The organism is Glacieibacterium arshaanense (genome assembly GCF_004681125.1).
GTDB lineage: Bacteria > Pseudomonadota > Alphaproteobacteria > Sphingomonadales > Sphingomonadaceae > Polymorphobacter_A > Polymorphobacter_A arshaanense.
On record NZ_SIHO01000002.1, the window covers coordinates 1,035,588 to 1,060,731 of the forward strand.

Annotated in this window: 22 protein-coding genes; 12 read left to right on the forward strand and 10 right to left on the reverse strand. The window is 65.4% G+C overall.

Translation table 11 applies throughout. The features are described 5' to 3' along the window. Positions 1-75: 75 nt before the first annotated feature. Both EUV02_RS11215 and EUV02_RS11220 read right to left on the reverse strand, forming a co-directional pair. Positions 76-684, reverse strand: a complete 609-nt coding sequence (locus EUV02_RS11215; RefSeq protein WP_135246299.1) for a hypothetical protein — start codon at positions 682-684, stop codon at positions 76-78. Continuing rightward, complete coding sequence (locus EUV02_RS11220) at positions 659-1,531, reverse strand: N-acetylmuramidase domain-containing protein (RefSeq protein ID WP_135246300.1); 873 nt, start codon at positions 1,529-1,531, stop codon at positions 659-661. The genes EUV02_RS11215 and EUV02_RS11220 overlap by 26 nt, the downstream gene beginning before the upstream one ends. A 123-nt stretch (positions 1,532-1,654) precedes the next feature. Between EUV02_RS11220 and EUV02_RS11225 the strand changes: the two genes are divergently transcribed. Beyond that, positions 1,655-2,233, forward strand: a complete 579-nt coding sequence (locus EUV02_RS11225; protein ID WP_135246301.1) for a hypothetical protein — start codon at positions 1,655-1,657, stop codon at positions 2,231-2,233. Between the two features lie 61 nt (positions 2,234-2,294). Then, positions 2,295-3,068 (forward strand): hypothetical protein, encoded by a 774-nt coding sequence (locus EUV02_RS11230; protein WP_135246302.1) that lies wholly within the window; start codon positions 2,295-2,297, stop codon positions 3,066-3,068. Positions 3,069-3,159: 91 nt separating this feature from the next. On the opposite strand, the gene EUV02_RS11235 is transcribed toward EUV02_RS11230, so the two are convergent. Next, a complete protein-coding gene (locus EUV02_RS11235) occupies positions 3,160-4,680 on the reverse strand; it encodes a fumarate hydratase (RefSeq protein ID WP_135246303.1) in 1,521 nt (506 codons plus the stop codon). Between the two features lie 556 nt (positions 4,681-5,236). Here EUV02_RS11235 and EUV02_RS11240 point away from each other — a divergent pair. The 3 genes from EUV02_RS11240 (at position 5,237) to EUV02_RS11250 (ending at position 9,204) form a co-directional block, all read left to right on the forward strand. Further along, positions 5,237-7,051, forward strand: a complete 1,815-nt coding sequence (locus EUV02_RS11240; protein WP_243445893.1) for a ribonucleoside-diphosphate reductase subunit alpha — start codon at positions 5,237-5,239, stop codon at positions 7,049-7,051. 251 nt (positions 7,052-7,302) lie between these two features. After that, entirely contained in the window at positions 7,303-8,358 is a 1,056-nt protein-coding gene (locus EUV02_RS11245; RefSeq protein WP_135246305.1) for a ribonucleotide-diphosphate reductase subunit beta, read from the forward strand. A 297-nt stretch (positions 8,359-8,655) separates the two neighbouring features. Next, positions 8,656-9,204: a PEPxxWA-CTERM sorting domain-containing protein gene (locus EUV02_RS11250; protein ID WP_135246306.1), complete on the forward strand. Its 549-nt coding sequence runs from the start codon at positions 8,656-8,658 to the stop codon at positions 9,202-9,204. Between the two features lie 129 nt (positions 9,205-9,333). On the opposite strand, the gene EUV02_RS11255 is transcribed toward EUV02_RS11250, so the two are convergent. After that, complete coding sequence (locus EUV02_RS11255) at positions 9,334-9,579, reverse strand: hypothetical protein (protein ID WP_135246307.1); 246 nt, start codon at positions 9,577-9,579, stop codon at positions 9,334-9,336. Positions 9,580-9,588: 9 nt separating this feature from the next. Between EUV02_RS11255 and EUV02_RS11260 the strand changes: the two genes are divergently transcribed. Continuing rightward, a complete protein-coding gene (locus tag EUV02_RS11260; RefSeq protein WP_135246308.1) occupies positions 9,589-9,795 on the forward strand; it encodes an EF-hand domain-containing protein in 207 nt (68 codons plus the stop codon). A gap of 148 nt (positions 9,796-9,943) precedes the next feature. On the opposite strand, the gene EUV02_RS11265 is transcribed toward EUV02_RS11260, so the two are convergent. The 5 genes from EUV02_RS11265 to EUV02_RS11285 all read right to left on the reverse strand — a co-directional run bounded on the left by EUV02_RS11265 (position 9,944) and on the right by EUV02_RS11285 (position 15,836). Then, positions 9,944-11,491: an acetolactate synthase large subunit gene (locus EUV02_RS11265; RefSeq protein ID WP_135246309.1), complete on the reverse strand. Its 1,548-nt coding sequence runs from the start codon at positions 11,489-11,491 to the stop codon at positions 9,944-9,946. A 153-nt stretch (positions 11,492-11,644) separates the two neighbouring features. Then, positions 11,645-12,973 carry a methylenetetrahydrofolate--tRNA-(uracil(54)-C(5))-methyltransferase (FADH(2)-oxidizing) TrmFO gene (gene trmFO, locus EUV02_RS11270; RefSeq protein ID WP_135246310.1) on the reverse strand — a complete coding sequence of 443 codons (1,329 nt, stop codon included), beginning with the start codon at positions 12,971-12,973 and terminating at the stop codon, positions 11,645-11,647. Between the two features lie 114 nt (positions 12,974-13,087). Continuing rightward, on the reverse strand, positions 13,088-13,756 hold the full coding sequence (locus EUV02_RS11275; protein ID WP_135246311.1) for an FABP family protein: 669 nt from the start codon (positions 13,754-13,756) through the stop codon (positions 13,088-13,090). A 50-nt stretch (positions 13,757-13,806) separates the two neighbouring features. Next, a complete protein-coding gene (locus tag EUV02_RS11280) occupies positions 13,807-15,198 on the reverse strand; it encodes a hypothetical protein (RefSeq protein WP_135246312.1) in 1,392 nt (463 codons plus the stop codon). Next, entirely contained in the window at positions 15,195-15,836 is a 642-nt protein-coding gene (locus EUV02_RS11285; protein WP_135246313.1) for an ATP-binding cassette domain-containing protein, read from the reverse strand. The genes EUV02_RS11280 and EUV02_RS11285 overlap by 4 nt, the downstream gene beginning before the upstream one ends. A 332-nt stretch (positions 15,837-16,168) precedes the next feature. Here EUV02_RS11285 and gyrA point away from each other — a divergent pair, with 332 nt between their 5' ends. Beyond that, positions 16,169-18,940, forward strand: coding sequence for a DNA gyrase subunit A (gene gyrA, locus EUV02_RS11290; protein WP_135246314.1), 2,772 nt, complete (start codon positions 16,169-16,171; stop codon positions 18,938-18,940). On the opposite strand, the gene EUV02_RS11295 is transcribed toward gyrA, so the two are convergent. Then, a complete protein-coding gene (locus EUV02_RS11295; RefSeq protein ID WP_135246315.1) occupies positions 18,915-19,571 on the reverse strand; it encodes a lysoplasmalogenase family protein in 657 nt (218 codons plus the stop codon). The genes gyrA and EUV02_RS11295 overlap by 26 nt on opposite strands. Before the next feature lie 119 nt (positions 19,572-19,690). On the opposite strand from EUV02_RS11295, the gene EUV02_RS11300 reads away from it, so the two are divergent. From EUV02_RS11300 to EUV02_RS11320, 5 genes are all read left to right on the forward strand, one after another. Further along, positions 19,691-20,020: a hypothetical protein gene (locus EUV02_RS11300; protein ID WP_135246316.1), complete on the forward strand. Its 330-nt coding sequence runs from the start codon at positions 19,691-19,693 to the stop codon at positions 20,018-20,020. A gap of 224 nt (positions 20,021-20,244) precedes the next feature. Further along, entirely contained in the window at positions 20,245-21,504 is a 1,260-nt protein-coding gene (locus EUV02_RS11305) for a tetratricopeptide repeat protein (RefSeq protein ID WP_135246317.1), read from the forward strand. A gap of 174 nt (positions 21,505-21,678) precedes the next feature. Then, positions 21,679-23,151 carry an IMP dehydrogenase gene (gene guaB / locus EUV02_RS11310; protein ID WP_135246318.1) on the forward strand — a complete coding sequence of 491 codons (1,473 nt, stop codon included), beginning with the start codon at positions 21,679-21,681 and terminating at the stop codon, positions 23,149-23,151. Positions 23,152-23,316: 165 nt separating this feature from the next. After that, positions 23,317-24,513, forward strand: a complete 1,197-nt coding sequence (locus EUV02_RS11315; RefSeq protein ID WP_135246319.1) for an RsmB/NOP family class I SAM-dependent RNA methyltransferase — start codon at positions 23,317-23,319, stop codon at positions 24,511-24,513. A gap of 35 nt (positions 24,514-24,548) precedes the next feature. Continuing rightward, entirely contained in the window at positions 24,549-25,070 is a 522-nt protein-coding gene (locus EUV02_RS11320) for a tetratricopeptide repeat protein (RefSeq protein ID WP_135246320.1), read from the forward strand. The last annotated feature ends 74 nt before the right edge of the window (positions 25,071-25,144 follow it).

Consider the following 25,144-nt stretch of genomic DNA (forward strand, 5'->3'; position numbering starts at 1 on the left):
TGTTATGCGCTCTTCAAATGGGTGCAGGCCGCCGTCTTGGATAAGTGCTGGCCTGCCCGCCGGAGGCTCTTGCCCTTAAAGCCCCAGCGCCTTGCGCACGTCGGCCACGGTCTCAGCGCCCGCCTGCGAGGCCTTGTCGGACGCGGTGATGTCGACTTCGGCGCGGTCGAGGCGGCCCGTCCAGCGCAATACCACGGGCTCGACGGTCGCGGCGTTGGGTGACGCGGCGTCGTAAATCAGCACCAGCCGCTGCGTACCGTCGGCATCGGACTTGAGCAGGCTGACGGCTTTGACGCCGCGGCAGGTTTCGGCCTCCCAATTGTCGGTGCCGATCGTCTGGATGACCTTGACGCGGCCGTCGGCGTTGACCCCGACGACGAAGCAGCCGTGGACCGGGCTGGCCCCGTCGCGCGCGACCTGGCCTGAACCGGAAACCAGCAGCCCCTTGAACTGCTTGCCGCGCAGCACGCGGAAGCTCTGCGCGTCATCGATGGCGACATCGCCGACGGTGTTCGCCGCGACGCCGCGCGCCTTGGCGATCAGCGCTGCGTCGCTGGCGGCGGTCGGGCGCAAAGCCAGCGTCGCGGCGGGCAGCAACAGCGCTGCCGCGGTAATCACCCCCCACTTCAGCGCCGTCCGTGGATGCTGCAACTGTGTTTCAGAGGCGTTTGCTGAGGAGTTCATAATTCTGCTTCATCTTCAGGTCGTAGTGGTTTTCGGCGTAGCCGGGACCGTTGTAGATGCGCGCGAATGTTGTCCAGTCCTTCGCCTTGATGGCGGCGCGCAGCCGCGGGTTGGCGACGACGAAGTTGCCGAAGGCCTCGATCTGCTTGCCCAGCGAATGCTTCATCGCCGCGACAAAGTCCTCGACATTGGCAAAGCCGGCGGCGGCGTAGTTGGCGCCCATGATCTGGAACGCTCCCCAGGATGCCGACTGCAGCGCTGCGTGGCGATCGAGCGCGATGGCGCGGTCGAGCTTGGCGTACTGCGCCGAAAACTTGCCGTAGCCGCCCGACTTCTGGTTCGAAATGTCGGGGTGCGCGGCATCGAACCGGTGGCCGGTCAGGCGACTGAAATAGTGGCGTTCGAACAGGATCATCGGGCGCCCCAGCGCATCGAACGCGCCACGAATACCGACTTCGGTCATCGTTACCGCTTTTACCGCAGCGACTTCGCAGCCGATCAGCTTGGCAGCGGCGGCGATCTGCGCGTCATTGGCGGCGGCGTCTTCGGCGGGCGAGGGGGCCGGGGTCGCCGGCGACGGGGCGGGCGGGACGATGCGGGCTTCGCTGACCAGCTTCTTGATGGTGTTGCGGCCGGGGCTGATGACGCCGTCGGGCTTGGCGAGTTTGACGATCTTGCCCTGGAAGGCGAGAATGGCGGCCTCGGTTGCGGGATCGAGCACGCCGGTTTCGGCCAAGGGCGGCAGCGCTAGCGCCTTGACGCAATAGTTGAGCAATTGCTGGACAAGCTTGACGTCGGTAGCCTTGTTCGGCTGGCCGCGGCCAACGGGCGAAGTAATATCAGTCATGACGGTTCCTCCCTCGCAGTCAGTCTATGCCAAGCCCGCGACGGTGTCTTGCGGATTGTCCGGCGCCGGCGTTTCGCCTAGGTCATCGGCGACCAATTCGCGCTGCGGCAGGGAGCATTGACGGTGACGATTGCAACGCGGCAGTGGTTGTTCAACGCTTTCAAGGTCAGCGTCTACACGCTGCTGGTCATCAACATCTTCCTCTACCTGCGCCACGGCACGCTCAACGAGGCGCTCGACAGCCTCGGCTGGGTGCTGCTGCTCGGGGTATTCGAATGGGAAACCCGTGCGCTCGCGGCGCCTTATGTCAGCGGCTTCGAAAAGGCCGGGCTGTGGGCGCTGCAGATCATCGGCTACGGCCTGGCGATCAACGCGGCGCGGGTCTATTTCATGTCTGCCGAGTGGCTCGATTTCGCCAACGCCGTGCTGTGGCTGCTGGTCTGTGCGACGATCATCTATGACGTGTTCGTGCCCGGCGAATTCGGCACGCACGAATGGCGTGTCCGCAACGCCATCAAGATCTGCCTTTACGTCGCGCTCGGCGGCATCGCGCTATGGTGGGGCCTGACCAGCGACTGGCTCGATTTCTACGACGCGCTGCTTTGGATCCTGTGCTTCTTCGTCATCGAGCTCAACATCTTCAAACACGAAGTCGAGCTTGAACACGCGCATCATCCGGACGGGGCAGACGGCGCGGCGTAGCCGCAGGATTGACGCCGCGCCAGCGCTGTCGCACACCTGCGCCACGCAACAACCGGGGGGTATGATGGCGACAATGCAGGCGGCGGTGCCGCGCGGGCAGGCCGATTTCGACCGCAGCATGCCGCATGACCGCACCGCGGTGCTGGTCGCGATCGGTGTGCTGTGGTTCGCGCTGTTGTCGGGGTTCATCCCCGACATGCTGAAAATTGCCGGCGACCCGACTGCCAAGCCCTACGAACCGATCACCCACCTCCATGCGCTGCTGGCGTTCGGCTGGATGGCGCTGCTGACATGGCAGGCCGGGCGCGTCCGCGTCGGCGACATCGCCGGGCATCGGCGCAGCGGCCGGCGCTTTGGCCCGGCGATGGCAGCGGCGGTGGCGGTGACGGCGCTCGGCACGGTCTGGGCGGCCGACCGCGCGCGACTGGTGCTCGGCGGGATCAAGATCGAACGCCTCTCGTTCCAACTCGGCCACATCATCCCGTTCGCCGTGCTGACCGCGGCGGCGCTGCTGATGACGCGCCAGCCCGGCGCGCACAAACGCCTGATGATCCTCGCCGTCGCGGCGATTACCGACACCGGCTTCAGCCGCTGGCTGGGGCCGCAAATCAAAACCCTGCTCGGCGACGGGCCGGCGACAGAAATGCTCGGGCGCTTTCCCATCGCCTGGGGGCTGATTTTGGCGATGGCGGCGTATGATCTCTATAGCCGCGGCCGCCTGCATCCGGTATTCCTGCCGGCGGCGGGGCTGATCATCGGCACCGAGATGGTGTCGCTGTGGCTCTATCTCTCACCCTGGTGGCCGGCGGTGGCGACGCGGATGATCGGCGGATAGAGCCTCCGGCGGGCAGGGCCTTAGGCCCTGCACCCAATTGTTGTGCACTCTTCAAATGGGTGCAGGGCTCAGCCCTGCCCGCCGGAGGCCCTTATGCCTTTTCGAGCGCCCGCGCCTTGGCGATCTTCTCGCGCCACACCAGCGGGCCCGTCGCGTGGACGCTTTCGCCGCTGCTGTCGACGGCGACGGTCACCGGCATGTCCTGCACGGTAAATTCGTAGATCGCTTCCATGCCGAGATCTTCGAACGCCAGCACCTTCGATGCCTTGATGGCTTTCGAGACGAGATAGGCCGCGCCGCCGACCGCCATCAGATAGGCGGCCTTGTGCTTCTTGATGGCATCGATGCCGGCAGGACCTCGTTCAGCTTTTCCGACCATGGCGATCAGGCCGGTCTGCGCGAGCATGGCTTCGGTGAACTTGTCCATGCGCGTGGCGGTGGTTGGGCCGGCGGGGCCGACGATTTCTTCGCGCACCGGATCGACCGGGCCGACGTAGTAGATGACGCGGTTGGTGAAATCGACGGGCAGCGGGGTACCGGCGGCGAGCATGTCGGTCATGCGCTTGTGCGCGGCATCGCGGCCGGTGAGCATCTTGCCATTGAGCAGCAGCCGGTCGCCGGGTTTCCAGCTGGCGACGATGGCGGGGGTGAGGCTGTCGAGGTCGACGCGGATGGCTTCCTTCGACGGCTTCCAGTCGACCTTGGGCCACGCCGACAGGTCGGGCGCTTCGAGATACGCCGGGCCGCTGCCGTCCAGGGTGAAATGCGCGTGGCGAGTCGCGGCGCAGTTGGGGATCATCGCCACCGGCTTCGATGCGGCATGCGTCGGGTAGTCGAGAATCTTGACGTCGAGGATCGTCGACAGCCCGCCGAGCCCCTGCGCACCTATACCGAGATCGTTGACGGCGTCGTAGAGTTCGATCCTAAGTTCTTCAATTCGCGAGTTCGGACCGCGCAGTTTGAGCTCCGACATGTCGATCGGCAGCATCAGCGATTCCTTCGCCAGCAGCATGGCCTTTTCGGCGGTGCCGCCGATGCCGATGCCGAGCATGCCCGGCGGGCACCAGCCGGCGCCCATCAGCGGCACGGTGTTGACCACCCAGTCGCGGATCGAGTCGCTGGGGTTCAACATCGTGAACTTCGACTTGTTCTCGCTGCCGCCGCCCTTGGCTGCGACCATGATTTCGACGTGGTCGCCGGGTACCAGTTCGACGTGGACGACGGCCGGCGTGTTGTCGCGGGTGTTCGACCGCGTGAACGCCGGGTCGCTGACCACCGAGGCGCGCAGGCGATTTTCGGGGTGCATGTAAGCGCGGCGCACGCCTTCGTTGACCATTTCTTCAAGTGTCATAGAGGCTTGCCAGCGAACGTTCATACCGACTTTGCAGAACACCACGACGATGCCGGTATCCTGGCAGATCGGCCGGTGGCCCTCGGCGCACATGCGACTGTTGGTCAGGATCTGCGCGATGGCGTCCTTGGCGGCGGGGCCTTCCTCGGCGTCATAGGCGCGACCCAGCGCGCGGATATAGTCCATCGGGTGGAAATAGCTGATGTATTGCAGCGCGTCGGCGACCGACTCGATGACGTCTTCCTGTTTGATGATGGTCATGGCGCACCTTGTGTAGCGGAATCGGCGCTGTCTTAGACGAGCGAAAAGACCAAGAACAGAGCCTCTGGTGCCTGCACCCGATTGTCATTAGCGGGTGGGGAATCAGGTCCAGCTTTAACGCTTTATCCACAGCGATTGAACGCAGCGCGCCAACGCCTTGACCTTGTTCTATTTGCAAAAATTCCTACATCAGCGACGATTATTACACTTGCGCGACCCCCCGTTTCAGGCACAATCTGTAGGCATAGGGGTGGGGCAACGCACTAGCAGTGGTAGCACCGGGAATGTTCCGGCCGGCCGCAGCGACAAGTTTCCCGACAGCGTATGAGGTGGGCAGACCAGTCAGGCTGTGGATATCGGGGATGAATGGCGGGCCACGCAATTTGGTGCGTGACGCCGGCCTCCGAAAGGTCCAGCAGCAACGGTTCAGCCCGCAGCGTGGCGACAGATTCTTGAAGGGGCGGGGCAGCCCCATGGAGCAGAGACGATGGATTTCAGCAGCACGAGTGAAGGCGGCAGCAGCGGCGGTACCGCCGGCGCGCCGCAGGTAACACCGATGACCAGCAGCACGGTGCTCGACTGGGCCTTCCCTGTCGAAGTCGACCGGTCGCGTGACGCGCTGCTCACCGACTTCGGCCGCGAGACATTGCGCGACCGCTACCTGCTGCCCGGTGAGTCGTACCAGGATCTGTTCGCCCGCGTCGCAGCCGCCTACGCCGATGACGCCGAGCACGCCCAGCGGCTGTACGACTATATCTCGCGGCTATGGTTCATGCCCGCCACGCCGGTCTTGTCGAACGGCGGCACCGGCCGCGGCCTGCCGATCAGCTGCTACCTCAACTCGGTGTCGGACAGCCTGGAGGGTATCGTCGGCACGTGGAACGAGAACGTTTGGCTCGCGGCACGCGGCGGCGGCATCGGCACCTATTGGGGCCATGTCCGCGGCATCGGCGAACCGGTCGGCCTCAACGGAAAGACCAGCGGTATCATCCCGTTCGTGCGCGTCATGGACTCGCTGACGCTGGCGATCTCGCAGGGCTCGCTACGTCGCGGCTCGGCGGCGGTATACCTCGACGTCAACCACCCCGAAATCGAGGAATTCCTTGAAATTAGAAAGCCTTCGGGCGATTTCAACAGAAAGGCTCTCAACCTCCACCACGGCGTGCTGATCACCGACGCGTTCATGGAAGCGGTGCGGGAGGGCGGCACCTGGGACCTGGTCAGCCCGAAATCGGGCGAGCAGCGCCAGACCGTCGATGCGCGCGGGCTGTTCACCAAGATCGTCGAAACGCGGCTGGCGACCGGCGAGCCGTACATCGTCTTCATCGACCATGTGAACGACCACATGCCCAAGCACCAGCGCGACCTCGGCCTCAAGGTCAGCACGTCGAACCTGTGCTCGGAAATCACCCTGCCGACCGGCACCGACCACCTCGGCAAGGACCGCACCGCGGTGTGCTGCCTGTCGTCGCTCAACCTTGAAATGTGGGACGACTGGTCGGGCGACAAGCGCTTCATCGAAGACGTGATGCGCTTCCTCGACAATGTCCTGCAGGACTATATCGACCGCGCGCCGCCCGAAATGGAGCGCGCGCGCTACGCTTCGATGCGAGAGCGCTCGGTCGGGCTTGGCGTCATGGGCCTGCACAGCTTCTTCCAGGCGCGCGGCATCGCGTTCGAAGGCGCGATGGCAAAATCGTGGAACATGAAGATCTTCCGCCACATTCGTGCGCAAGTGGACGAAGCATCGATGCAGCTCGCTGTCGAGCGCGGGCCGTGCCCCGACGCCGCCGATATGGGCGTCATGGAGCGTTTCAGCTGCAAGATGGCGATCGCGCCGACGGCAAGCATCAGCATCATCACTGGCGGCACCTCGGCGTGCATCGAGCCGATCCCGGCGAACATCTACACGCACAAGACGCTGTCGGGCAGCTTCTCGATCAAGAACCCGTTCCTCGAAAAGCTACTGGTGGCGAAGTCGAAGAACTCCGACGCGGTATGGAACTCGATCCTCGAAATGGGCGGTTCGGTCCAGCACCTCGATTTCCTGACGCCCGACGAGAAGGCGGTGTACCGCACCGCGTTCGAAATCGACCAGCGCTGGCTGCTCGAACTCGCCGGTGACCGCACACCGTATATCGACCAGGCGCAGTCACTCAACCTGTTCATCCCCGCCGATGTCGAAAAGTGGGACCTGCTGATGCTCCACTACCGCGCGTGGGAACTGGGCATCAAATCGCTGTATTACCTGCGCTCGAAGTCGATCCAGCGCGCCGGGTTCGCCGGCGGCGTCGAAGCCGACAACACCCCCGACCTCAAGATGATCGAAGTCGAGGTCAAGGATTATGACGAATGCCTTGCCTGTCAGTAGGGCATCCCGGTGGGACCTCCTGCCGGACTCGGCGCGGCGTCAGCCGCGACGGGCGAGCGAGGGGCCGCGCTGCCGCCCTCCACGACGCAGCCGCACGGCCCCTCGCTCCTTGCCGACAGGTGACGGGGTGAAGGGCCTCCGGCGGGCAGGGGCTTGGTCCCTGCACCCAATTTTCGGGCGCGCTTCACTCTCGATGACTTTCGCCTGATTTTCTGATACAAACCAAGAACACTTTCTCCGGAGTCCACCCCATGTCGCTGCTCAAAGCCTCGAACACCTACAAGCCGTTCGAATACCCCTGGGCGTTCGATTTCTGGAAGCGCCAGCAGCAGATCCACTGGATGCCGGAGGAAGTGCCGCTCGGCGAGGATTGCCGCGACTGGGCGCAGAAGCTCAGCGAGCACGAGCGCAACCTGCTGACGCAGATTTTCCGCTTCTTCACCCAGGCCGATGTCGAGGTGCAGAACTGCTATCACGAGAACTACGGACGGGTGTTCAAGCCGACCGAGATCAAGATGATGCTGACGGCTTTCAGCAACATGGAGACGGTGCACATCGCCGCCTACAGCCATTTGCTCGACACCATCGGCATGCCCGAAAGTGAGTACAGCGCCTTCCTCAACTACAAGGAAATGCGCGACAAGCACGACTATCTGGCGACGTTCGGCGTCGATACCGACGCCGATATCGCGCGGACGCTGGCGATGTTCGGCGGTTTCACCGAAGGCCTTCAGCTGTTCGCCAGCTTCGCGATGCTGATGAATTTTCCGCGCTTCAACAAGATGAAGGGGATGGGCCAGATCGTGACGTGGAGCGTCCGCGACGAGAGCCTGCACTGCGAAGGCATCATCAAGCTGTTCCACGCGTTCTGCGCCGAAACCGGCGTGATGACCGACAAGATCCGCGACGACATCGCCGACATGTGCCAGCGCACCGTGCGTCTGGAGGACAACTTCATCGACCTGGCGTTCGAAATGGGCCCGGTCGAGGGCATGACCGCTAAGGAAATTAAGCGCTACATCCGCTTCATCGCCGACTGGCGACTCAAGCAACTCGGCATGAAGCCGATCTACATGATCGAGGAACACCCGCTGCCGTGGCTGACGCCGCTGCTCAACGGTGTCGAGCACGCCAACTTCTTCGAAGCGCGCGCGACCGAATATTCGAAGGCCGCGACGAAGGGGAACTGGAACGAGGTCTGGGACATGTTCGATCGCCGCAAGGGGGCCAAGAGCGCCGATGCGGCTGCGAACGGCGACGGCGCGGAAGAACCCGGCGGGCTGCTGGCGGGGGTTGCTGCGGAGTAGCGTTGCCTTCTTACAACTGGGTGCAGGCGTTCCGCCTGCCCGCCGGAGGCTCCTTGCTTCTCTGCCGCGCTTGATGCGGGCAGAGCGAGCATGCTGGGCGTGCCGCGCGCGGGGTGTTGCCAAGGGAGCATGCAGGAATATTGCGGGCGACGTCTGCGCGTTGGCCGGCTTTAGCTGGCTGGGTCCGATGCCTCGGCGTGTGGGCTGCATCATGATTAATATTTATTTAACGATTTCTCCTTGTAGCAATGCCTAGGATAGCGTTAACACAGGTTAACACTTATCCGGGAGGGAATCATGAAGCTCGTATCGACGGTTTTGACGCTTGGTGCTCTGGCTGTGTCCACGCAGGCCATCGCCGCTAGCGAGTGGGTTACCGCACCATTCACGACCCCGGATGCGGGGGTGACGACCGGGCTTTATTCGGGAACCGTCAAGGTGTTTGTCTCTGGCACCGGGCAATCAGCTGGTACGACGTTCAACGACGCATTCTACGTCTACAACAGCACCATCAACTTCAACTCGTCATCTTATTACCAGCTGGCGTTTGATACGGTGCCGCTGGTGCCGTTCAATCCGGCGCGCGAAGCGAAGTATTTCCTCGGCGGCCCGTTGCCGGCGTGGAATCCTAACCATCGCTATAGCTTTTTGCTGAACACCGGGCTGACGACGCCTGGCCAGCTACATTTCGGCGTCAGCGACGGCAACTTTGCCGACAACACGGGCGCCTTCCGGATCAAGGTTTCCGCAGTGCCCGAGCCCACAAGCTGGGCGCTGCTGATCGCCGGCTTCGCCATGGTCGGCGCGTCGCTGCGCCGTCGCAACGGTCGCGTCGTCGCCGCCTGATTTCGTCCAGATCCCGGTCAGGTCGACCGGCGCCGGTTCTGCAGCGCGTGATTTGACCGTTGCAGGACCGGTGCCGGCGCGTTGTCGCGGTCGCTTGCCACACACAATTTCGCTAAGCTAGACTGCCGTTCAGGGCCGCGCGAACGGGGAAATTGCCATGTGGCGATGGATTGCGCTGACCTTTGTTTTTGCATTGCTCGTCACCGCCGTGTGGCTGTGGAACCGGCCGCATCCGAGCGGCTTGCCGGTGCCGCAGCCGGCGCAGCTGCCGGTGCCGCCGATGGTGATGCCGGCGCCTGATGCGGCGACGCCAGTGCCGCCGCAGATGATGCGGCGCGCGAGGCCAAGCGCTTTGCGCGGGTCGACAAGGATCATGACAAGGCGGTGACGCAGGCCGAGTTTCTGGCGCTGCGGCGCAAGGCGTTTGCCAAGCTCGATACCGACAAGGACGGGGTGCTGAGTTTCGAGGAGGCGGCGGCGAAGACCATCGCCAATTTCACCGGCGCCGATGCCGACCATGACGGGAAACTGACGGCGGGGGAGTTTCAGGCGACGTCGAGCATGCGGCGGTCGGGGGATGAGGGCGCCTGATCCTCCCCTGCAAGGGGAGGGGGACCATGCCCTTCGCATGGTGGAGGGGTGGCTTGCGCTGGAATATGGTGCGATTGGCGGCGGCGCGCGCTACCCCTCCACAGCCAAGGGGCGGTCCCCCTCCCCGAAGGCGGGGAGGATTTAGAGGTTAGACGAACATGGCTTCGATCAGGCGCGGGCCTTTGGCGGCGAGGGCTTCGGACAGTGCGTCGTACAGGCCTTCGCTGGTGGTGACGCGGACGCCGGGGACGCCCATGCCTTTGGCCAGCGCCACCCAGTCGAGCGACGGGTTCGACAGGTCGAGCATCGACAGTGCCTTTGGGCCGGGGTTCGCCACACCGACGCGGCGCAGTTCGATGTTGAGGATGGCGTAGCTCGAGTTGTTGAGGATGATGGTGGTGACGTCGAGCTTTTCGCGCGCCATCGTCCACAGCGCCTGCACGGTGTACATGCCGCTGCCGTCGGCCTGCAGCGCGACGACCTTGCGGTCGGGGCAGGCGACCGCGCAGCCGACCGCGAGCGGCAGGCCCTGGCCGATGGCGCCGCCGGTCAGCGCCAGCCAGTCGTGGCGCTTCGAGCCGGCGCTGAACATGAAGCAGGCGCCGCCGAGCGTTGCGGATTCGTCTGAGACTATGGCGTTTTCAGGGAGCAGTTTGGCGACGACGGCGGCGAGGTTGGCCGGGTTGAGCGGCCCGGGCTCGACCGGCGGCGTGCCCGGTGTGGCGACGCCGGCGGGTTCGGCGGGCGCGCCCAGCGCATCGGCGAGTGCGGCCAGTGCGGCTTGCGGGTCCTCGCGCGGAGTGGCGAGGCGGACGAGCCTCGCGCCGTCGGGCGATAGCCAACTCGGCTTGCCGGGGTAGGCGAAGAACGACACCGGCGGCTCGGCGCCGGCGAAAATGATGGTGTCATAGTCCTTGATGAACTCGGCCGCCATTTCGCCGAAATAGGGCAGGCGTTCGACCGCGACGCGGCCGGCGCCGCGCTGGATGCGCGCGGCGAAGGTTTCGCAGATGAGCTTGGCGCCGGTGGCGGCAGCGACGCGGCCGGCGGCATGCAGCGCGCCTTCGCGCAATGCGCGGCCGCCGAGGAACAGCGCGGTGCGGGTGCCGGCCTTGAGTGCAGCGGCGGCTTCGGCAACCGCGGCTTCGGGTGCCTGCGGCGCGGGCGGGGCGGCAATCGGTGCGACGGCACCGGCGCCTTCGTCCCAGGCGTGGTCGGCGGGCACGATGACGGTGGCGATGCGGCCGGGATAGCCCTGGGCGGCGACGAACGCCTCGGCACCGGCGTGCGGCAGGTCGCGGTTGGATTTGGAGATGCGGACAAAGTCGGACATCGGCCGCGCCACACCTGCGGCATCCGACGTCAGCGGCGCGTCATAATGTAGGTGATAAGTCGCGTGGTCACCGACGAGGTTGATCACCGGCGACATCGCGCGGCGCGCGTTGTGCAGGTTCGCCAGCCCGTTGCCGAGCCCGGGGCCGAGGTGGAGCAATGTCGCGGCGGGCTTGTCGGCCATGCGGCCATAGCCATCGGCGGCGCCGGTCACCACGCCCTCGAACAGCGCCAGCACCGCGCGCATGCCGTGCTGGCCGTCGATCGCGGCGACGAGCTGCATTTCCGACGTGCCGGGGTTGGCAAAACACACCTCGACGCCGCAGTCGTGCAGCGTCTGGATCAGGGCTTCGGCGCCGTTCATTGGATGCTCCCCACAGGTTTTGATGTGACTTGGCGCAGGCGCGGCGGGGTTGGCAAGGGGGGAATGGCGGCAAGGGCCTCCGGCGGGCAGGGGCTAGCCCCTGCACCCATGTGATTTTAGGGTGCAGGGGCTAGCCCCTGCCCGCCGGAGGCTCTATGCGCCGAGCCAGTTCCCGAGGTCAGTCACCGCGCGCGCGGCGAGGCCGGCTTTGCGGTCGCCCTTGGCCTTGCGGCCGGTGCCGACGCCGTCGATCGGCGGGAACAGCCCGAAATTGACGTTCATCGGCTGGAAGCTGTCGGCGCGCGCGCCGCCGGTGATGTGGGTGAGCAGCGCGCCGAGTGCAGTGGTCGGCGGCGGCGGGGTGAGCGTGCGGCCCGCGACTTCGGCAGCGGCGGCGCGGCCGGCGAACAGCCCGACGGCGGCGCTTTCGACATAGCCTTCGCAGCCGGTGATTTGCCCGGCGAAGCGGATGCGCGGCTCGGCCTTGAGGCGCAGCGTCTCATCGAGCAGCACGGGGGATTTGATGAAGGTATTGCGGTGCAGGCCGCCGAGCCGCGCGAACTCGGCGTTCTGCAGCCCGGGGATCATGCGGAACACGCGGACCTGTTCGGCGTGCTTCAGCTTGGTCTGGAAGCCGACGATATTCCACAGTGTGCCGAGCGCATTGTCCTGCCGCAGCTGCACGACCGCCCAGGCGCGGCGGCCGGTGGCGGGATTGGTCAACCCGACGGGCTTCATCGGGCCGAAGCGCGGCGTGTTGCGGCCGCGTTCGGCCATGACCTCGATTGGCATGCAGCCGTCGAAATAGGGGGTGTTGGCCTCCCATTCCTTGAACACGGTCTTTTCGCCGGCGAGCATCGCATCGATGAAAGCTTCGTATTCCGCCTTGTCCATCGGGCAGTTGATGTAGTCCTTGGTGTCGCCCTTGTCCCAGCGCGACTGGTACCAGGCGGTTTCCATGTCGATGCTGTCGAAATGCACGATCGGCGCAATCGCATCGAAGAACGCCAGCGCGTCCTGCCCGGTGCGCGCGGCGATCCAGTTGGCGAGCGGCGTCGCGGTCAACGGCCCGGTGGCGATGATGACATGGCGCCAGTCGGGGTCAGGCGCATCGACGCGTTCGCGGCGCAGTTCAATGAGTGGCTCGGCAGCAATCGCGGCGGTGACGGCATCGGCAAAGGCATCGCGGTCAACGGCGAGCGCCGACCCCGCCGGCACGCGCGCACCGTCGGCGCAGCGCATGATCAGCGACTCCATCCGGCGCATTTCGGCGTGGATCAGCCCGACGGCATTGTGTTCGGGATCGTCCGACCGGAAACTGTTAGAGCACACCAGTTCGGCCAGCGCGTCGGTGTGGTGCGCGTCGGTGCCCTGCACGCCGCGCATTTCGTGCAACACGACCGAGACGCCGGCACGCGCCAGCTGCCACGCGGCTTCGGATCCGGCGAGGCCGCCGCCGATGATGTGAACGGTGTTTTCCATGGGGGCGATGTATGCGCTGCGCGCGGCGGCGTAAAGCAGCAGAGCCTCCGGCGGGCAGGGGCTTGCCCCTGCACCCAATGGACTAGGGCACGCCCCAACAATCGGGTGCAGGCCTCAGGCCTGCCCGCCGGAGGCCCTTTTCCGCTTCGAAACAATCTCGAACAACGGATTGGGCTTCGGCGGCGCGATGCGCCTCAGCGTGTTGGTGTCGCGGTGCAGGAACGGTTCTTTGTTGCCGCGGACGATCAGCGTGGTGTCGCTGACGTAGCTGTAGCTGTCGGCATCGTTGAAGAGGATTTCGAGATCGTAGGCATCGGTGCGGAACGCGTGTTCGAGGAAAGCCGTCGAGACGATGCCATTTTCGGTGCTGCCGCGTTGGGCGCTGACCTTGAGGACGCGGTCGCCGGGATTGGCGGTGCCCTTGGCGAGCACCGATTGGCCACGCGGGATGGTCAGCGATTGCAGGATCAGGCCGGTGGCAGGTTCGTACGACCAATAGCCGATCTGGTCGTGGAAGGTGATGTCTTCTTCCAGCGTGGTGATGTGGATGTGGTAGCGCAGGCCGTAGAGCAGCTGCGGGCCATTGGCTTGCGGATCAATGGGCTGGAACTCTGCGCGTTCGATGAAGGTGCGGCGTTCTGGGCCGTCTGCCTTGGGCGCGAGATCGACGCCGAACGTACCTTCCCAGACGCCGGCAAGCGGCAGCAAGGGACCGAGGTTGGCGAGCGTGTCGGGGTCGACGTCCTCGGGCTCGGTGAAGATGTCGTCGGGGAATTTGGCCATGCGCAATCCTGTCGAATCGCCCTATTTCTGGCACGGCGGTCGCAGGTCGTCTAGGTCGACAGATAGCCGTACCAGACGATGAGCAGCAGCATGCGTGCGGCAAAGCCGCTGCCCGAAACGGCCGACAGCGCCATGCTGACCAGCGCGACGACAGCACCGGTGGCGAGCGCCAGCGGCAGCCGCGCGGCATCGGCGTTCCACAGTGCGCCTGGTAGCGCCATCGCCAGCGCCCAGACCAGTCCCGCCGTGACGAAGGCAGCACGGCGCAGTGTCGGCGAGAGCGCGGTGGTCATGGTCAGCGCGCGTAGGCCCTTGGGCTCGGTGCGGCCGGCGTGCGCGGTGAGCGCGAAGATCAGCCACAGATTGGCGGTGGCGCTGCCGACATGGCGATAGTCGGCAGCCAGCCCGGCGATGCTGGCGCCGAGCGCGAGAAGTAACAGCAGCCGGCCGCCACCGATGAGGGTGAATTCCGCGCGCAGCAGCCCGAGCAATGGGACGCGGGCAGCGCCGGCGGGCTGTGCGTTGGGGTTGGCGGGTGGCGGCGCAGGCTGCGCGGTCACCCGGTCGGCGAGCGCCGCGTACCAGCGCCGCTTGGCGGGGCGGTGCGGGCGGTAGATGAGCCCGGCGAACGCGGCGAGCGCGACGGCAATCGCCGCCCAGGCCAGCCGCGACGGGATGTAGCCCGGCGACAGCAACCCGGCCATGACATCGAGCGATACGCGGCCGGGCAGTGCATCGACACCGCCGACGGCAAAGTCGTCGCTGCCGGCGGGGGCGCCATAGACCAAAGGCCGGACAAAGCCGGCGAAATCGTACATGTTGGCGGCAAAGCTTGGCGCCATATGCTGCGCGGCGGCGGGCACGGCGATCGACGCGAGCCAGACCCACAGATAGATAAAGTCGCCGAGCGCGCGGCGCGTCCACGGCATTGCGTCGAACAGCTGGCGAATGGCGGCGAGCCCCATGACTGCGGGCGCGGCGACGAGCCACAACGCGAAGCTGATTTGCCACAAACTGACCGGCTCGACGGTGATGACCAGCCAGCCGAGCAGCCAGCCGCCGAGGTTGAGCGCGGCGAGCACGCCGAACAGCACCAGCACATCGGCGCCGAAGCGACCGAGCGTGATGGCGACGCGCGATGCCGGGCTGACCTCCTCGATCTGCCATGGCTGGCGGCGCGTTGTGTTGGCGCGCAGGTAGAGGAACGCCACCGGCAGCAGCAGCGTCGAGACGACGATGCCCAGCGACACGCCGAGCATCGCCGACGTGAGCACCGGCAGGTGGTTGCCGACAGCGATGGTGACCGACGAGCCGTCATCGCGCCCGACAAAGAACCGCGCGCCAACCGGGCCGACGAGCAGCAGCAGCCACAGCCCCCAGCTGCGCGAATAGCGCTTGAGCGATGTGAGCAGCGATGACTGCGCGACGGCTGTTGCACTCATGCCGGCAGCACCTGGCCGCCGTCGACGCGCAGCACCTGCACCGCGTGCGGCGCCAGCTCGTCGGACAGATGTGTGGTCATGACGACCACCGCCTCGCGGGCGCGGTCGACGATCAGCGCGCCGAGCTTGCGCGCGGTTTCGCCGTCGAGTTCGGCGGTCGGTTCGTCGAGCGCCAGCAGTTGCGGTTGGCCGAGCAGCGCCTGCACGAAGACCAGCCGCCGCCGCATGCCGCCCGAGTAGCTGGCGATGCGGCCATTGACGTCGGCGTGCAGCCCGACGGCATCGGCAAGCCCGAGGAACTGTGCATCGGCGGTGCCGAGGTCGAGGCCCTTGAGGCTCGCCATGTGGCGTGCGAATTCGCGTGCGGTCAGGTCTTCGGGCAAGTCGACCGCCTGCGGGGCATAGCCGAGCGTCGCGCGCAACGTCGCACGCGCGGCAGGCAGTGCGGCGCCGTCCCAAGCGATGGCGCCGTGGTCAGGGCGTTCGGCGGTGGCGAGCAGCCGCAGCAGCGTCGATTTGCCCGCGCCGCTCGGCCCGACGAGCAGCGTCAGACCTACCGGGAAGGTCAGGGAGACGCCGTTTAGAACCGCCTTGCGGCCGTAGGATTTCGAAACATTGTCGAGCGAAAGAAGCGCCATGAACCGTTTGCCACCTGTTGTTGCCGGCAGGTGTATTGCATAAATAATACGGTTAAGGCAAGCGCTGGCGCTAAGGCCTAGATGACGTGAAACACCAGCAAGCCGATGACGATGATCCCCGGAACCCCGAGCATCCACAAGATCAGGCCCTTGCCCATAAAATTTCCTCGCTGGTTGCGTTGTCGATGACCGTTTCAACGCAATCCTGGCCGCGAGGTTCCGTCCGGCCCCGGTTTTGTGCGGCAAAAGCGCGGAAAAACTGGCGTTTTGCGGGCAAACCCCCTAGAAGCGGAGGTTCGATATCTGCCTGAACGTCAAGGTTAAATAGTCTCATGGATTCAACGACATCGCAGCTTCCGGGCGAGCCCGACATCAAGCCGGTCTCGATCGTCAAGGAAATGCGTGTCAGCTTCCTCGACTATGCGATGAGCGTCATTGTCGCACGCGCGCTCCCCGATGTCCGCGACGGGCTGAAGCCGGTGCACCGCCGCATCCTGTGGGGCGCGCATGAAAGCGGCTTCGTCGCCGGTAAGCCCTACCGCAAATCGGCGCGCATCGTCGGCGAAGTCATGGGTAAATACCACCCGCACGGCGACAGCTCGATCTACGAAGCGCTGGTCCGCATGGCTCAGGATTGGTCGATGCGGCTGCCGCTGATCGACGGCCAGGGCAACTTCGGCTCGATGGATCCCGACAAGGCTGCCGCCATGCGCTACACCGAAGCGCGGCTGGCGAAAGCGGCGAACGAGCTGCTCGACGACATCGACAAGGATACCGTCGATTTCATCGACAACTATGACGGTTCCGAATCCGAACCCTCGGTATTGCCGGCGCGCTATCCCAACCTGCTGGTGAACGGCGCCGGCGGTATCGCGGTCGGCATGGCGACCAATATCCCGCCGCACAATCTTGGCGAAGTCATCGACGCCTGCCGCGCCTATCTCGACAATCCGGCGATCACCATCGACGAGTTGATGGTGCATTTGCCGGCGCCCGACTTCCCCACCGGCGCGATTCTGGTCGGCACCACAGGCTTGCGCAGCGCCTATCACACCGGCCGCGGCAGCATCATCATGCGCGCCCGCGCCATCGTCGAGGAGGGCCGCGGCGACCGGCGCTCGATCGTGCTTACCGAAATTCCGTATCAGCTCGGCAAGAACAGCCTCGTCGAAAAGCTGGCGGAAGCCGTCAAGGATAAGCGCATCGAAGGTGTCAGCGACATCCGCGACGAATCGAGCCGCGAAGGCGTGCGCGTGGTGCTCGACCTGAAGCGCGATGCGGTGTCCGACGTCGTGCTCAACCAGATCTATCGCCACACGCCGGCGCAATCATCGTTCGCGATCAACATGCTGGCGATCCGTGGCGGCCGCCCCGAATTGCTCAACCTGAAAGACGTCATCGAGGCGTTCATCAAGTTCCGCGAAGAAGTCATCACCCGGCGCTCGAAGTTCGAGCTCGGCAAGGCCCGCGAGCGCGCCCACATCCTGCTCGGGCTGATGATTGCCGTCGCCAACCTCGACGAAGTCGTGGCGATGATCCGCGCCTCGGCGACACCGGTCATTGCGCGCGAAGCGCTGATGGCGCGCGACTGGCCGATGGGCGAAATCCGGCCGTATCTCGGGCTGGTCGACGCGACCGCGACGCTGGCGATCGGTGACGCCGATTACGCCGACACCTACCGGCTGAGCGAGCTGCAGGTCCGCGCGATACTCGACCTGCGCCTGCAGAAGCTGACCGCGCTGGGCCGCGAGGAAATCTCCGACGAGCTCAAGGAACTGGCAGCGCAGATTGCCGACCTGCTCGACATTCTCGGCGACCGCGCGCGGCTGTATGCCGTGCTGCGCGCTGAGCTGGAGGCCGTCAGCGACCAGTTCGCCACCAAGCGCCGCACCGAAATCGTCGTTGCCGGCGACGACATCGACGACGAAGACTTGATCGCGCGCGAGGAGATGGTCGTCACCGTCACCATGACGGGCTACATCAAGCGCGTCGCGCTGTCCGAATATCGCGCGCAGCACCGCGGCGGCAAAGGCCGGTCGGGCATGTCGACCAAGGACGAAGACGTCGTCACGAACTTGTTCGTGGCGATGACGCACACGCCGGTGCTGTTCTTCTCGAGCGCCGGCAAGGTTTACCGGCTCAAGGTCTGGAAGCTGCCGCTGAGCAGTCCGCAGGCCAAGGGCCGCTTCATGAAGCAGCTGTTGCCGCTGGCGGATGATGAAACCATCACCACGGTATTGCCGCTGCCCGAGGATGAGTCCGAATGGGGCCGTCTGCACGTCATGTTCGCTACCGCGCATGGCTCGGTGCGACGCAACTCGATGGATGCCTTCACCAACATCCAGTCGAACGGCAAGCTGGCAATCCGCTTCGAGGAAGGCGACGACGACCGGCTGATTGCCGTTGCGCTGTGCGAGGAAGGCGATGACGTGTTCCTCGCGGCGCGCAGCCGCAAGGCGATCCGCTTTGCCGTCGATGACGTGCGCGAGTTCCAGAGCCGGACCTCGACGGGCGTCCGCGGCATGACGCTGGGTAAAGGCGACGAAGTTATTTCGATGTCGATTCTGAAGCGTTTCGAGGCGACACCGCAGGAGCGCGAGGACTATCTCAAGGCCGCTGCGTGGAAGGAAGGCGAAGGCGAGCGAGTGCTCTCCGAAACGCGCCAGGCGCAGTTTGCCGCCGCCGAGGAGTTCATCCTGACCATCACCGCCAACGGTTTCGGCAAGCGGTCGAGCGCCTATGAATATCGCCAGTCGGGCCGCGGCGGGCAGGGCATCGCCAACATCGCCGATTCGGAACGCAACGGGCCAGTGGTCGCGAGCTTCCCGGCGACCGATGCCGACCAGCTGATGCTCGTCACCGACCAGGGCAAGCTGATCCGTATCCGCTGCGACCAGATCCGCATCATGGGACGCGGCGCGCAGGGCGTGAAACTGTTCACCGTCGCTGACGAGGAGCATGTCGTGTCGGCCGCGAAGATCACCGATGACGAGTCGGAAGATGACGCGGCGGACGACGGCACGGTGATCGAAGGCACGGTGATCGAAGGCACGGTGATCGACGGTGACGCAGGTGACGTCAGCGCGCCGGACCCGACCGAATAGCCCCGGCGACAAACCAGAAGATCAGGAACTGGCCGAAGTAATAGAGCCACCAGACGGCCAAGCCGAGCGCCGGACCTGACCCCGGGTGCTGCAGGCGCACCGCAATCAGCGCGTCGGAGACGAGGAACATCAGCGCGCCGAGCGGCACGCGGCGGTCGAAGCGGCTGGCAAATGCTGCGGCGGTCATGCCGGTGAGCAGCAGCGCATAGACCGCCAGCCCGGTGTTGCCGGCGACGAGCATCCGCGGCAACGCCACGCCGGCGACCAGCAACGCCGCGACGATGGCCAGCGTCAGTGCATCGAGCGGGCGCCGGCGATTGCGCAGATAGAGCGTGATCGCGAGGATGTGCCCGACACCGAATGCCGCCGCGCCAACTTCGAAGCGGCCGGGCATACCGAGCAGCACGTCGCCTGCCGTCCCCGCCGCCATGACGCCGGCAAGCAGCCAGCCATCGGTGCTGCGCGCCCACAGCAGCGCCACCAGCGCCAACAACCCGATGCACAGCCCCTTGAGCACCACGCCCGGCACCGGTGCGAGTTGCGGTTCAATCAGCGGGTAGACGCTGCCAAGCAACAGAGATGCGGCAATCAGCACACGCACGATTTGCGTCCTGGCGGTGACTTGTGGCATGATCTTCTCTCCTGTTGCACAGCACGAAATGATGATGCATAAACGCTTCGCATCCGTGTCTGAAATGTATATGGGGGCGCTCGCGTGTCACACGCATCAATGTCTAAGGAGAAACACACATGAAGACGGCAATGACGCTGGTGGCAGTCGCCAGCCTGGGTTTGCTCGCAGCTTGCGGCGAAAAGGCCGCTGACACCGCTGCAACCACGACCGAAGCACCTGCCGCTGACGCCGCAGCCGCTCCGGCCGCTGACGCCACTGTTGCGACCGATGCTGCTGCTGCAGCAACCGACGCTGCTGCTGTCGCCACGACCGACGCTGCTGTCGCTGCTGATGCTGCTGCTGCCGCTTCGACGACCGCTGCTGCCGATGCGACTTCGGCTGCTGCCGGTGCCGTCAGCGACGGTGCGGACAAGGTCAAGGCCGCTGCCGACGCGATGAAGAAGTAAGCTTCTTACATCGAATCGAACATGAAGGGCCGGGCGCACAAGCGTCCGGCCCTTTTTGCTTTTTTGCGATATGGCCGGTTGCCGGTTCAATCGCCATTCACCCGCGCGGTACTAATCAAATCGCCATAGCCGATTGACCTGCACGCCGCTCGGGGCTAGCGCAAACACATGTTGAAACGCAGACAGCGCCCGCTGTCAGGCGGCATTTTGGGGAGTTTCATGCGATGAAGACGTTCACGACGAAAGCGTTCAAGACTTTGGCGATTTCGGCACTGCTCGCGACAACCGGCGTGGTTGTCGGCGTGGCCGCGCCCGCACAGGCCGCCGACAAGCCCGCGGCACCGAAGTACAAGCTTTCGAAGCCGGTGCAGCAGGCGCTCGCCGAATCGCAGAAGCTGTCGGCTGCCGGTGACAATGCCGGTGCGCTCGCCAAGGCCAATGAAGCTGCGGCGCTGCCGTCGCTGACGCCTGACGAAGTCTACATGATCAACGCCGTCAAGATTAATATCGCGATCGCGACCAAGGACAACACGTTGCTCGAACAGGCGCTGCGCGGCGCATTGTCGTCGGGCTTGGTGCCGCCCGAAGACCAGGCGAAGTTCTACCGCAACCTCGGCGCGCTGGCGCTGCAGCACAATGACTATGCGACCGCGACGTCGGACTTCGAAAAGCTCGCGGCGCTCAACCCTGCCGATACCGAGCCGATGATCGCGCTCGCCGAACTTTACCAGCGCCAGAAGCAGCCGGTGAAGGCTGTGGCGATGCTCGGCAAGGTCATCGATACCGCCAAGGCCAATGGCACCGTGGCGCCGGAGACGGTCTATCGCCGCCGCCTGGCGATTGCCTATGACGCCAAGCTGACTGCCGATATCCAGCCGGCCGCGATGGCACTGGTTGCGGCCTATCCGAACCCGGTCAACTGGCGCGATGCGCTCACCATCTTCCGTGACGGCGCCAACCTCGATGACCAGGCGAGCCTCGATACGCTGCGCCTGATGGCGACGGTCGGCGCGCTCAACGGCGAACGCGACTATGCTGAATACGCCGAAACCGCTTCGAACCGCGGCCTGCCCGGCGAAGCCAAGACGGCGCTCGACGAGGGCGTTGCCAAGGGCATGCTTTCGACCAGCAAGCCGTTCGTCAAGGAACTGTCGGGCGTCGTGACGCCGAAGATCGCTGCCGACAAGGCCAGCCTGCCGGGTCTCGCCAAGGATGCCGCCAAGGCCGCCAACGGCAAGCTCGCACTGTCGACCGGCGACGCGATGTACGGTTACGGCCAGTACGCCGACGCTGCCGCGATGTACAAGCTGGCGCTGAGCAAGGGCGGCATCGACGCCGATACCGCCAACCTGCGCCTCGGCATGGTGCTGGCGAAGTCGGGCGACAAGGCCGGCGCCGAAGCCGCGTTCAAGGCCGTCGCCGGCCCTGGCGCACGCAAGACGCTCGCGCAGTATTGGCTGATCTGGCTCAGCAAGAAGGCCTGAGCCACAAGCTGCTAAAGTTGCGGGCGGTCCCAGCAATGGTGCCGCCCGTTGCTTTTTGACCAGTAGCTTTTCGGCGCGGCATTCCGTATAGAGCGCGACCCGCTTTCGGTTTTTGATCCCGGTGCATCCAAGGACTCGGTTCCCGAAGGTGCCCATAGGAGGCACGTAAGACCCATGGATATCCGGCTTGGCCTGACCTTCGACGACGTGCTGCTGGTGCCTGCCGAATCGCGTATCCTGCCTAGCGAGGCCGACACATCGACGCGCATCACGCGCGACATCAAGCTCAACATTCCGGTGCTGTCATCGGCGATGGACACCGTGACCGAAGCCGACATGGCGATTGTCATGGCACAGGCCGGCGGCATCGGCGTCCTGCACCGCAACTTGACGGTCGACGAACAGGCGCATGCGGTGCGTCAGGTCAAGCGCTTCGAAAGCGGCATGGTCGTCAATCCGGTGACGATGCTGAGCAACCAGACACTCGGCGAGGCGCTGGCGCTGATGGCTCATCACCGTATTTCAGGCATTCCGGTGCTTGACGCCGCCGCCAACGGGCAGGCCGGCAAGCTGGTGGGCATCATCACCAACCGCGACGTGCGCTTTGCCGAAAACCCCGACCAGCCGGTCAGCGAGTTGATGACGCACGATAACCTCGTCACCGTGCGCGCCGGCGTCAGCCAGGAAGAAGCGCGCCGCCTGCTGCACGCGCACCGAATCGAAAAGCTGATCGTTGTCGATGACGACTATCGCTGCATCGGTCTGATCACCGTCAAGGATTTCGAGCGCGCCGTCACCTATCCCAATTCGACCAAGGACAGTACCGGCCGCCTGCGCGTCGCTGCTGCGACCACCGTCGGCGACCTTGGCTATGAACGTACCGAAGCGCTGCTCGACGCCGACTGCGACCTGATCATCATCGATACCGCGCACGGCCATTCGGTGCGCGTTTCCGAAGCCGTCGAGCGCGTCCGCCGCATCTCGAACTCGGTGCAGATCATCGCCGGTAACGTCGCCACCGCCGAAGCCGCCCGCGCGCTGATCGGCGCCGGCGCCGACGGTATCAAGGTCGGCATCGGCCCGGGGTCGATCTGCACGACGCGTGTCGTCGCCGGCGTCGGCGTGCCGCAGCTGACGGCGATCATGGATACCGCCGAAGCCGCCGCCAAGCTCGGCATTCCGGTCATCGCCGATGGGGGCTTGCGGACCAGCGGCGACATCGCCAAGGCCCTCGCCGCGGGTGCTGCCGCCGTCATGATCGGCAGCCTGCTCGCCGGCACCGAAGAAGCCCCGGGCGAGACCTTCCTGTATCAGGGCCGGACCTACAAATCCTACCGCGGCATGGGCTCGGTCAGCGCGATGGCGCGCGGCTCGGCCGACCGCTATTTCCAGCAGGACATCAAGGACCAGCTCAAGCTCGTCCCCGAAGGCATCGAGGGCCAAGTGCCGTACAAGGGCCCGGCGAAGGACGTGCTCCACCAGCTCGTCGGCGGCGTCAAGGCAGCGATGGGCTACACCGGCTCGGCCACGATCGCCGATTTCCAGAAGCGCGCGCAGTTCATCCAGATCACCAACGCGGGCCTCAGCGAAAGCCATGTCCATGACGTGACGATCACCCGCGAGGCGCCGAATTATCCGACGCGCTAAGACTAAAGGGCCTCCGGCGGGCAGGCCTGAGGCCTGCACCCAATTATTGGGTCGGCGCCGCATACCGCCACCTCGGCCCATGATGCACCCGGCCAATAGTCGGGTGCAGGCCTCAGGCCTGCCCGCCGGAGGCACTTTCTCCCCCTATTCTGAATCGACAATGCCATGACCCCAGCCGCCCGCATCCAGGCCGCCATCGACTGCCTCGACCAGATTGCCACTGCCGCACGTGACGGTGGCGCTGCAGCCGACACGTTGATCGCGCGCTATTTCAGCACGCGGCGCTATGCCGGGTCGAAGGACCGTCGTGCGGTGCGCGAGCTGATTTACGAGGTCATCCGCTCGATCGGCACCTGCCCGCGGTCGGGTCGTGCGGCGATGATCGGCTACGCGAGCGCGCATGCGCCCGATCTGCTGCTCGAATTCGGTACCGACGCGAGCCATTCGCCGCGCGCGCTCGACGAGGACGAGGATGCTGCCGACAGCAGCCTGGCGCCCGAATGGTTGCTGTCGCGGTTGCGCGCGCGCTTCGGCAGCTCAACGCCGCAGGAAGTACGTGCACTGCTCGAACGCGCGCCGCTCGATCTGCGCGTCAATATCCTGCGTACGACACGCGACGCGATGCTGGCCGAAATCGAGGGCGTCAGCGCCTGCCGCTATGCCCGCGACGGATTGCGGACCAGCGGCGCGATGGCGGTCGAATCGCATCCGGCGTTCAACGACGGGCTGATCGAGGTCCAGGACGAAGGCAGCCAGCTCACCGCGCTGGCGTGCGCGGCGCAGCCCGGCACCACAGTGCTCGACCTGTGCGCGGGGGCGGGCGGCAAGACACTGGCGCTCGCCGCCGACATGGCCAACACCGGTCGGCTGATTGCGACCGATACCGACCGCGGCCGGCTCGACCGGCTGGCGCTGCGCGTCGCGCGGGCCGGGGTGACGATTGCTGAGCGCCGCCTGCTCAACCCGGGCAAGGAAGCTGCGGCACTCGCCGACCTGACCGGTGGTGTCGATCTGGTGCTGATCGATGCGCCGTGCTCGGGGACGGGGACGTGGCGGCGCAACCCCGAAGCGCGCTGGCGGCTGACGCCGCAGCGGCTCGACCGGCTGATTGCCGAACAGCGGCGGCTGCTCGACATCGGTGCGGCGTGCGTCAAGCCCGGCGGCACCTTGGTCTATGTCGTGTGCTCGCTGCTGCCCGACGAGGGCGAGGCGCAGATCAAGCGCTTCCTCAGCATGAATGACGGTTGGGAGCCGGCGGAATTCCGCATCGCCACGGATCCGAAGCCGGTAACGTCGGCGGTCGTGACGCCGCACCGCCATGGCTGCGACGGCTTTTTTGTCGCAAGACTGACGCGGCTCTGATAGCTTTCGCGCCAGTATAGTTTGGGATTTGCCCGATGATGTTTCGTAATCTGTTCGTGGCTGTGTTGCTGACGTCGGCGATGGGCGCCAGTGCGGCGACCAGCACCGGGGTTTCCGGCAAGCCGGTGTCGGCCCTGTCGCAAAGCTTCGAAGCCAAGGGCCAGGCCGCGCTCGCCAAGGGCCAGCCGACCGCCGCCATCGATGCCTTCGAAACCGCGCTTGCGGTCGATCCGGCGAACGCCAACGCCTACATCGGCATCGCGCGCGCCTATGAAGCGCAAGGCCTGACCGGCAAGGCCGTGCGCTATTGGGGCGACGCGCTGCAGCTCGACCCCAACGACATCGCCGCATTGGAAGGCCAGGGCCTCGCGCTCGTCGCCCGCGGCGCCAACGCCCGCGCCAACGTCAATCTCCAGCGTATCAAGACGCTGTGCAAGACCGACTGCGCTGCCGCAACGCGGCTGCAGACGGCAATGACCGAGGCCGCAGCGAAGGCCGCCAAGGCGCCGGTGACGGCGAGTGCTGAGCCGGCGAAGCCGGCGGCCGCGAAGAACTAAGAGCCTCCGGCGGGCAGGGCCTAGGCCCTGCACCCGATTGAAGAGCGCCAACAAATGGGTGCAGGGCCTAAGGC

Excerpts from the sequence above, each read along its gene's own strand:
- EUV02_RS11315 (WP_135246319.1), top strand. The coding sequence starts at position 23,317 with ATGACCCCAGCCGCCCGCATCCAGGCCGCCATCGACTGCCTCGACCAG.
- EUV02_RS11305 (WP_135246317.1), top strand. The coding sequence starts at position 20,245 with ATGAAGACGTTCACGACGAAAGCGTTCAAGACTTTGGCGATTTCGGCA.
- guaB (WP_135246318.1), top strand. The coding sequence starts at position 21,679 with ATGGATATCCGGCTTGGCCTGACCTTCGACGACGTGCTGCTGGTGCCT.
- EUV02_RS11285 (WP_135246313.1), bottom strand. The coding sequence starts at position 15,836 with ATGGCGCTTCTTTCGCTCGACAATGTTTCGAAATCCTACGGCCGCAAG.
- EUV02_RS11295 (WP_135246315.1), bottom strand. The coding sequence starts at position 19,571 with ATGCCACAAGTCACCGCCAGGACGCAAATCGTGCGTGTGCTGATTGCC.
- EUV02_RS11300 (WP_135246316.1), top strand. The coding sequence starts at position 19,691 with ATGAAGACGGCAATGACGCTGGTGGCAGTCGCCAGCCTGGGTTTGCTC.
- EUV02_RS11220 (WP_135246300.1), bottom strand. The coding sequence starts at position 1,531 with ATGACTGATATTACTTCGCCCGTTGGCCGCGGCCAGCCGAACAAGGCT.
- EUV02_RS11240 (WP_243445893.1), top strand. The coding sequence starts at position 5,237 with ATGACCAGCAGCACGGTGCTCGACTGGGCCTTCCCTGTCGAAGTCGAC.
- EUV02_RS11280 (WP_135246312.1), bottom strand. The coding sequence starts at position 15,198 with ATGAGTGCAACAGCCGTCGCGCAGTCATCGCTGCTCACATCGCTCAAG.
- EUV02_RS11275 (WP_135246311.1), bottom strand. The coding sequence starts at position 13,756 with ATGGCCAAATTCCCCGACGACATCTTCACCGAGCCCGAGGACGTCGAC.
- EUV02_RS11235 (WP_135246303.1), bottom strand. The coding sequence starts at position 4,680 with ATGACCATCATCAAACAGGAAGACGTCATCGAGTCGGTCGCCGACGCG.
- EUV02_RS11320 (WP_135246320.1), top strand. The coding sequence starts at position 24,549 with ATGATGTTTCGTAATCTGTTCGTGGCTGTGTTGCTGACGTCGGCGATG.
- EUV02_RS11245 (WP_135246305.1), top strand. The coding sequence starts at position 7,303 with ATGTCGCTGCTCAAAGCCTCGAACACCTACAAGCCGTTCGAATACCCC.
- EUV02_RS11250 (WP_135246306.1), top strand. The coding sequence starts at position 8,656 with ATGAAGCTCGTATCGACGGTTTTGACGCTTGGTGCTCTGGCTGTGTCC.
- EUV02_RS11230 (WP_135246302.1), top strand. The coding sequence starts at position 2,295 with ATGATGGCGACAATGCAGGCGGCGGTGCCGCGCGGGCAGGCCGATTTC.
- trmFO (WP_135246310.1), bottom strand. The coding sequence starts at position 12,973 with ATGGAAAACACCGTTCACATCATCGGCGGCGGCCTCGCCGGATCCGAA.
- EUV02_RS11255 (WP_135246307.1), bottom strand. The coding sequence starts at position 9,579 with ATGATCCTTGTCGACCCGCGCAAAGCGCTTGGCCTCGCGCGCCGCATC.
- EUV02_RS11265 (WP_135246309.1), bottom strand. The coding sequence starts at position 11,491 with ATGAACGGCGCCGAAGCCCTGATCCAGACGCTGCACGACTGCGGCGTC.
- EUV02_RS11215 (WP_135246299.1), bottom strand. The coding sequence starts at position 684 with ATGAACTCCTCAGCAAACGCCTCTGAAACACAGTTGCAGCATCCACGG.
- gyrA (WP_135246314.1), top strand. The coding sequence starts at position 16,169 with ATGGATTCAACGACATCGCAGCTTCCGGGCGAGCCCGACATCAAGCCG.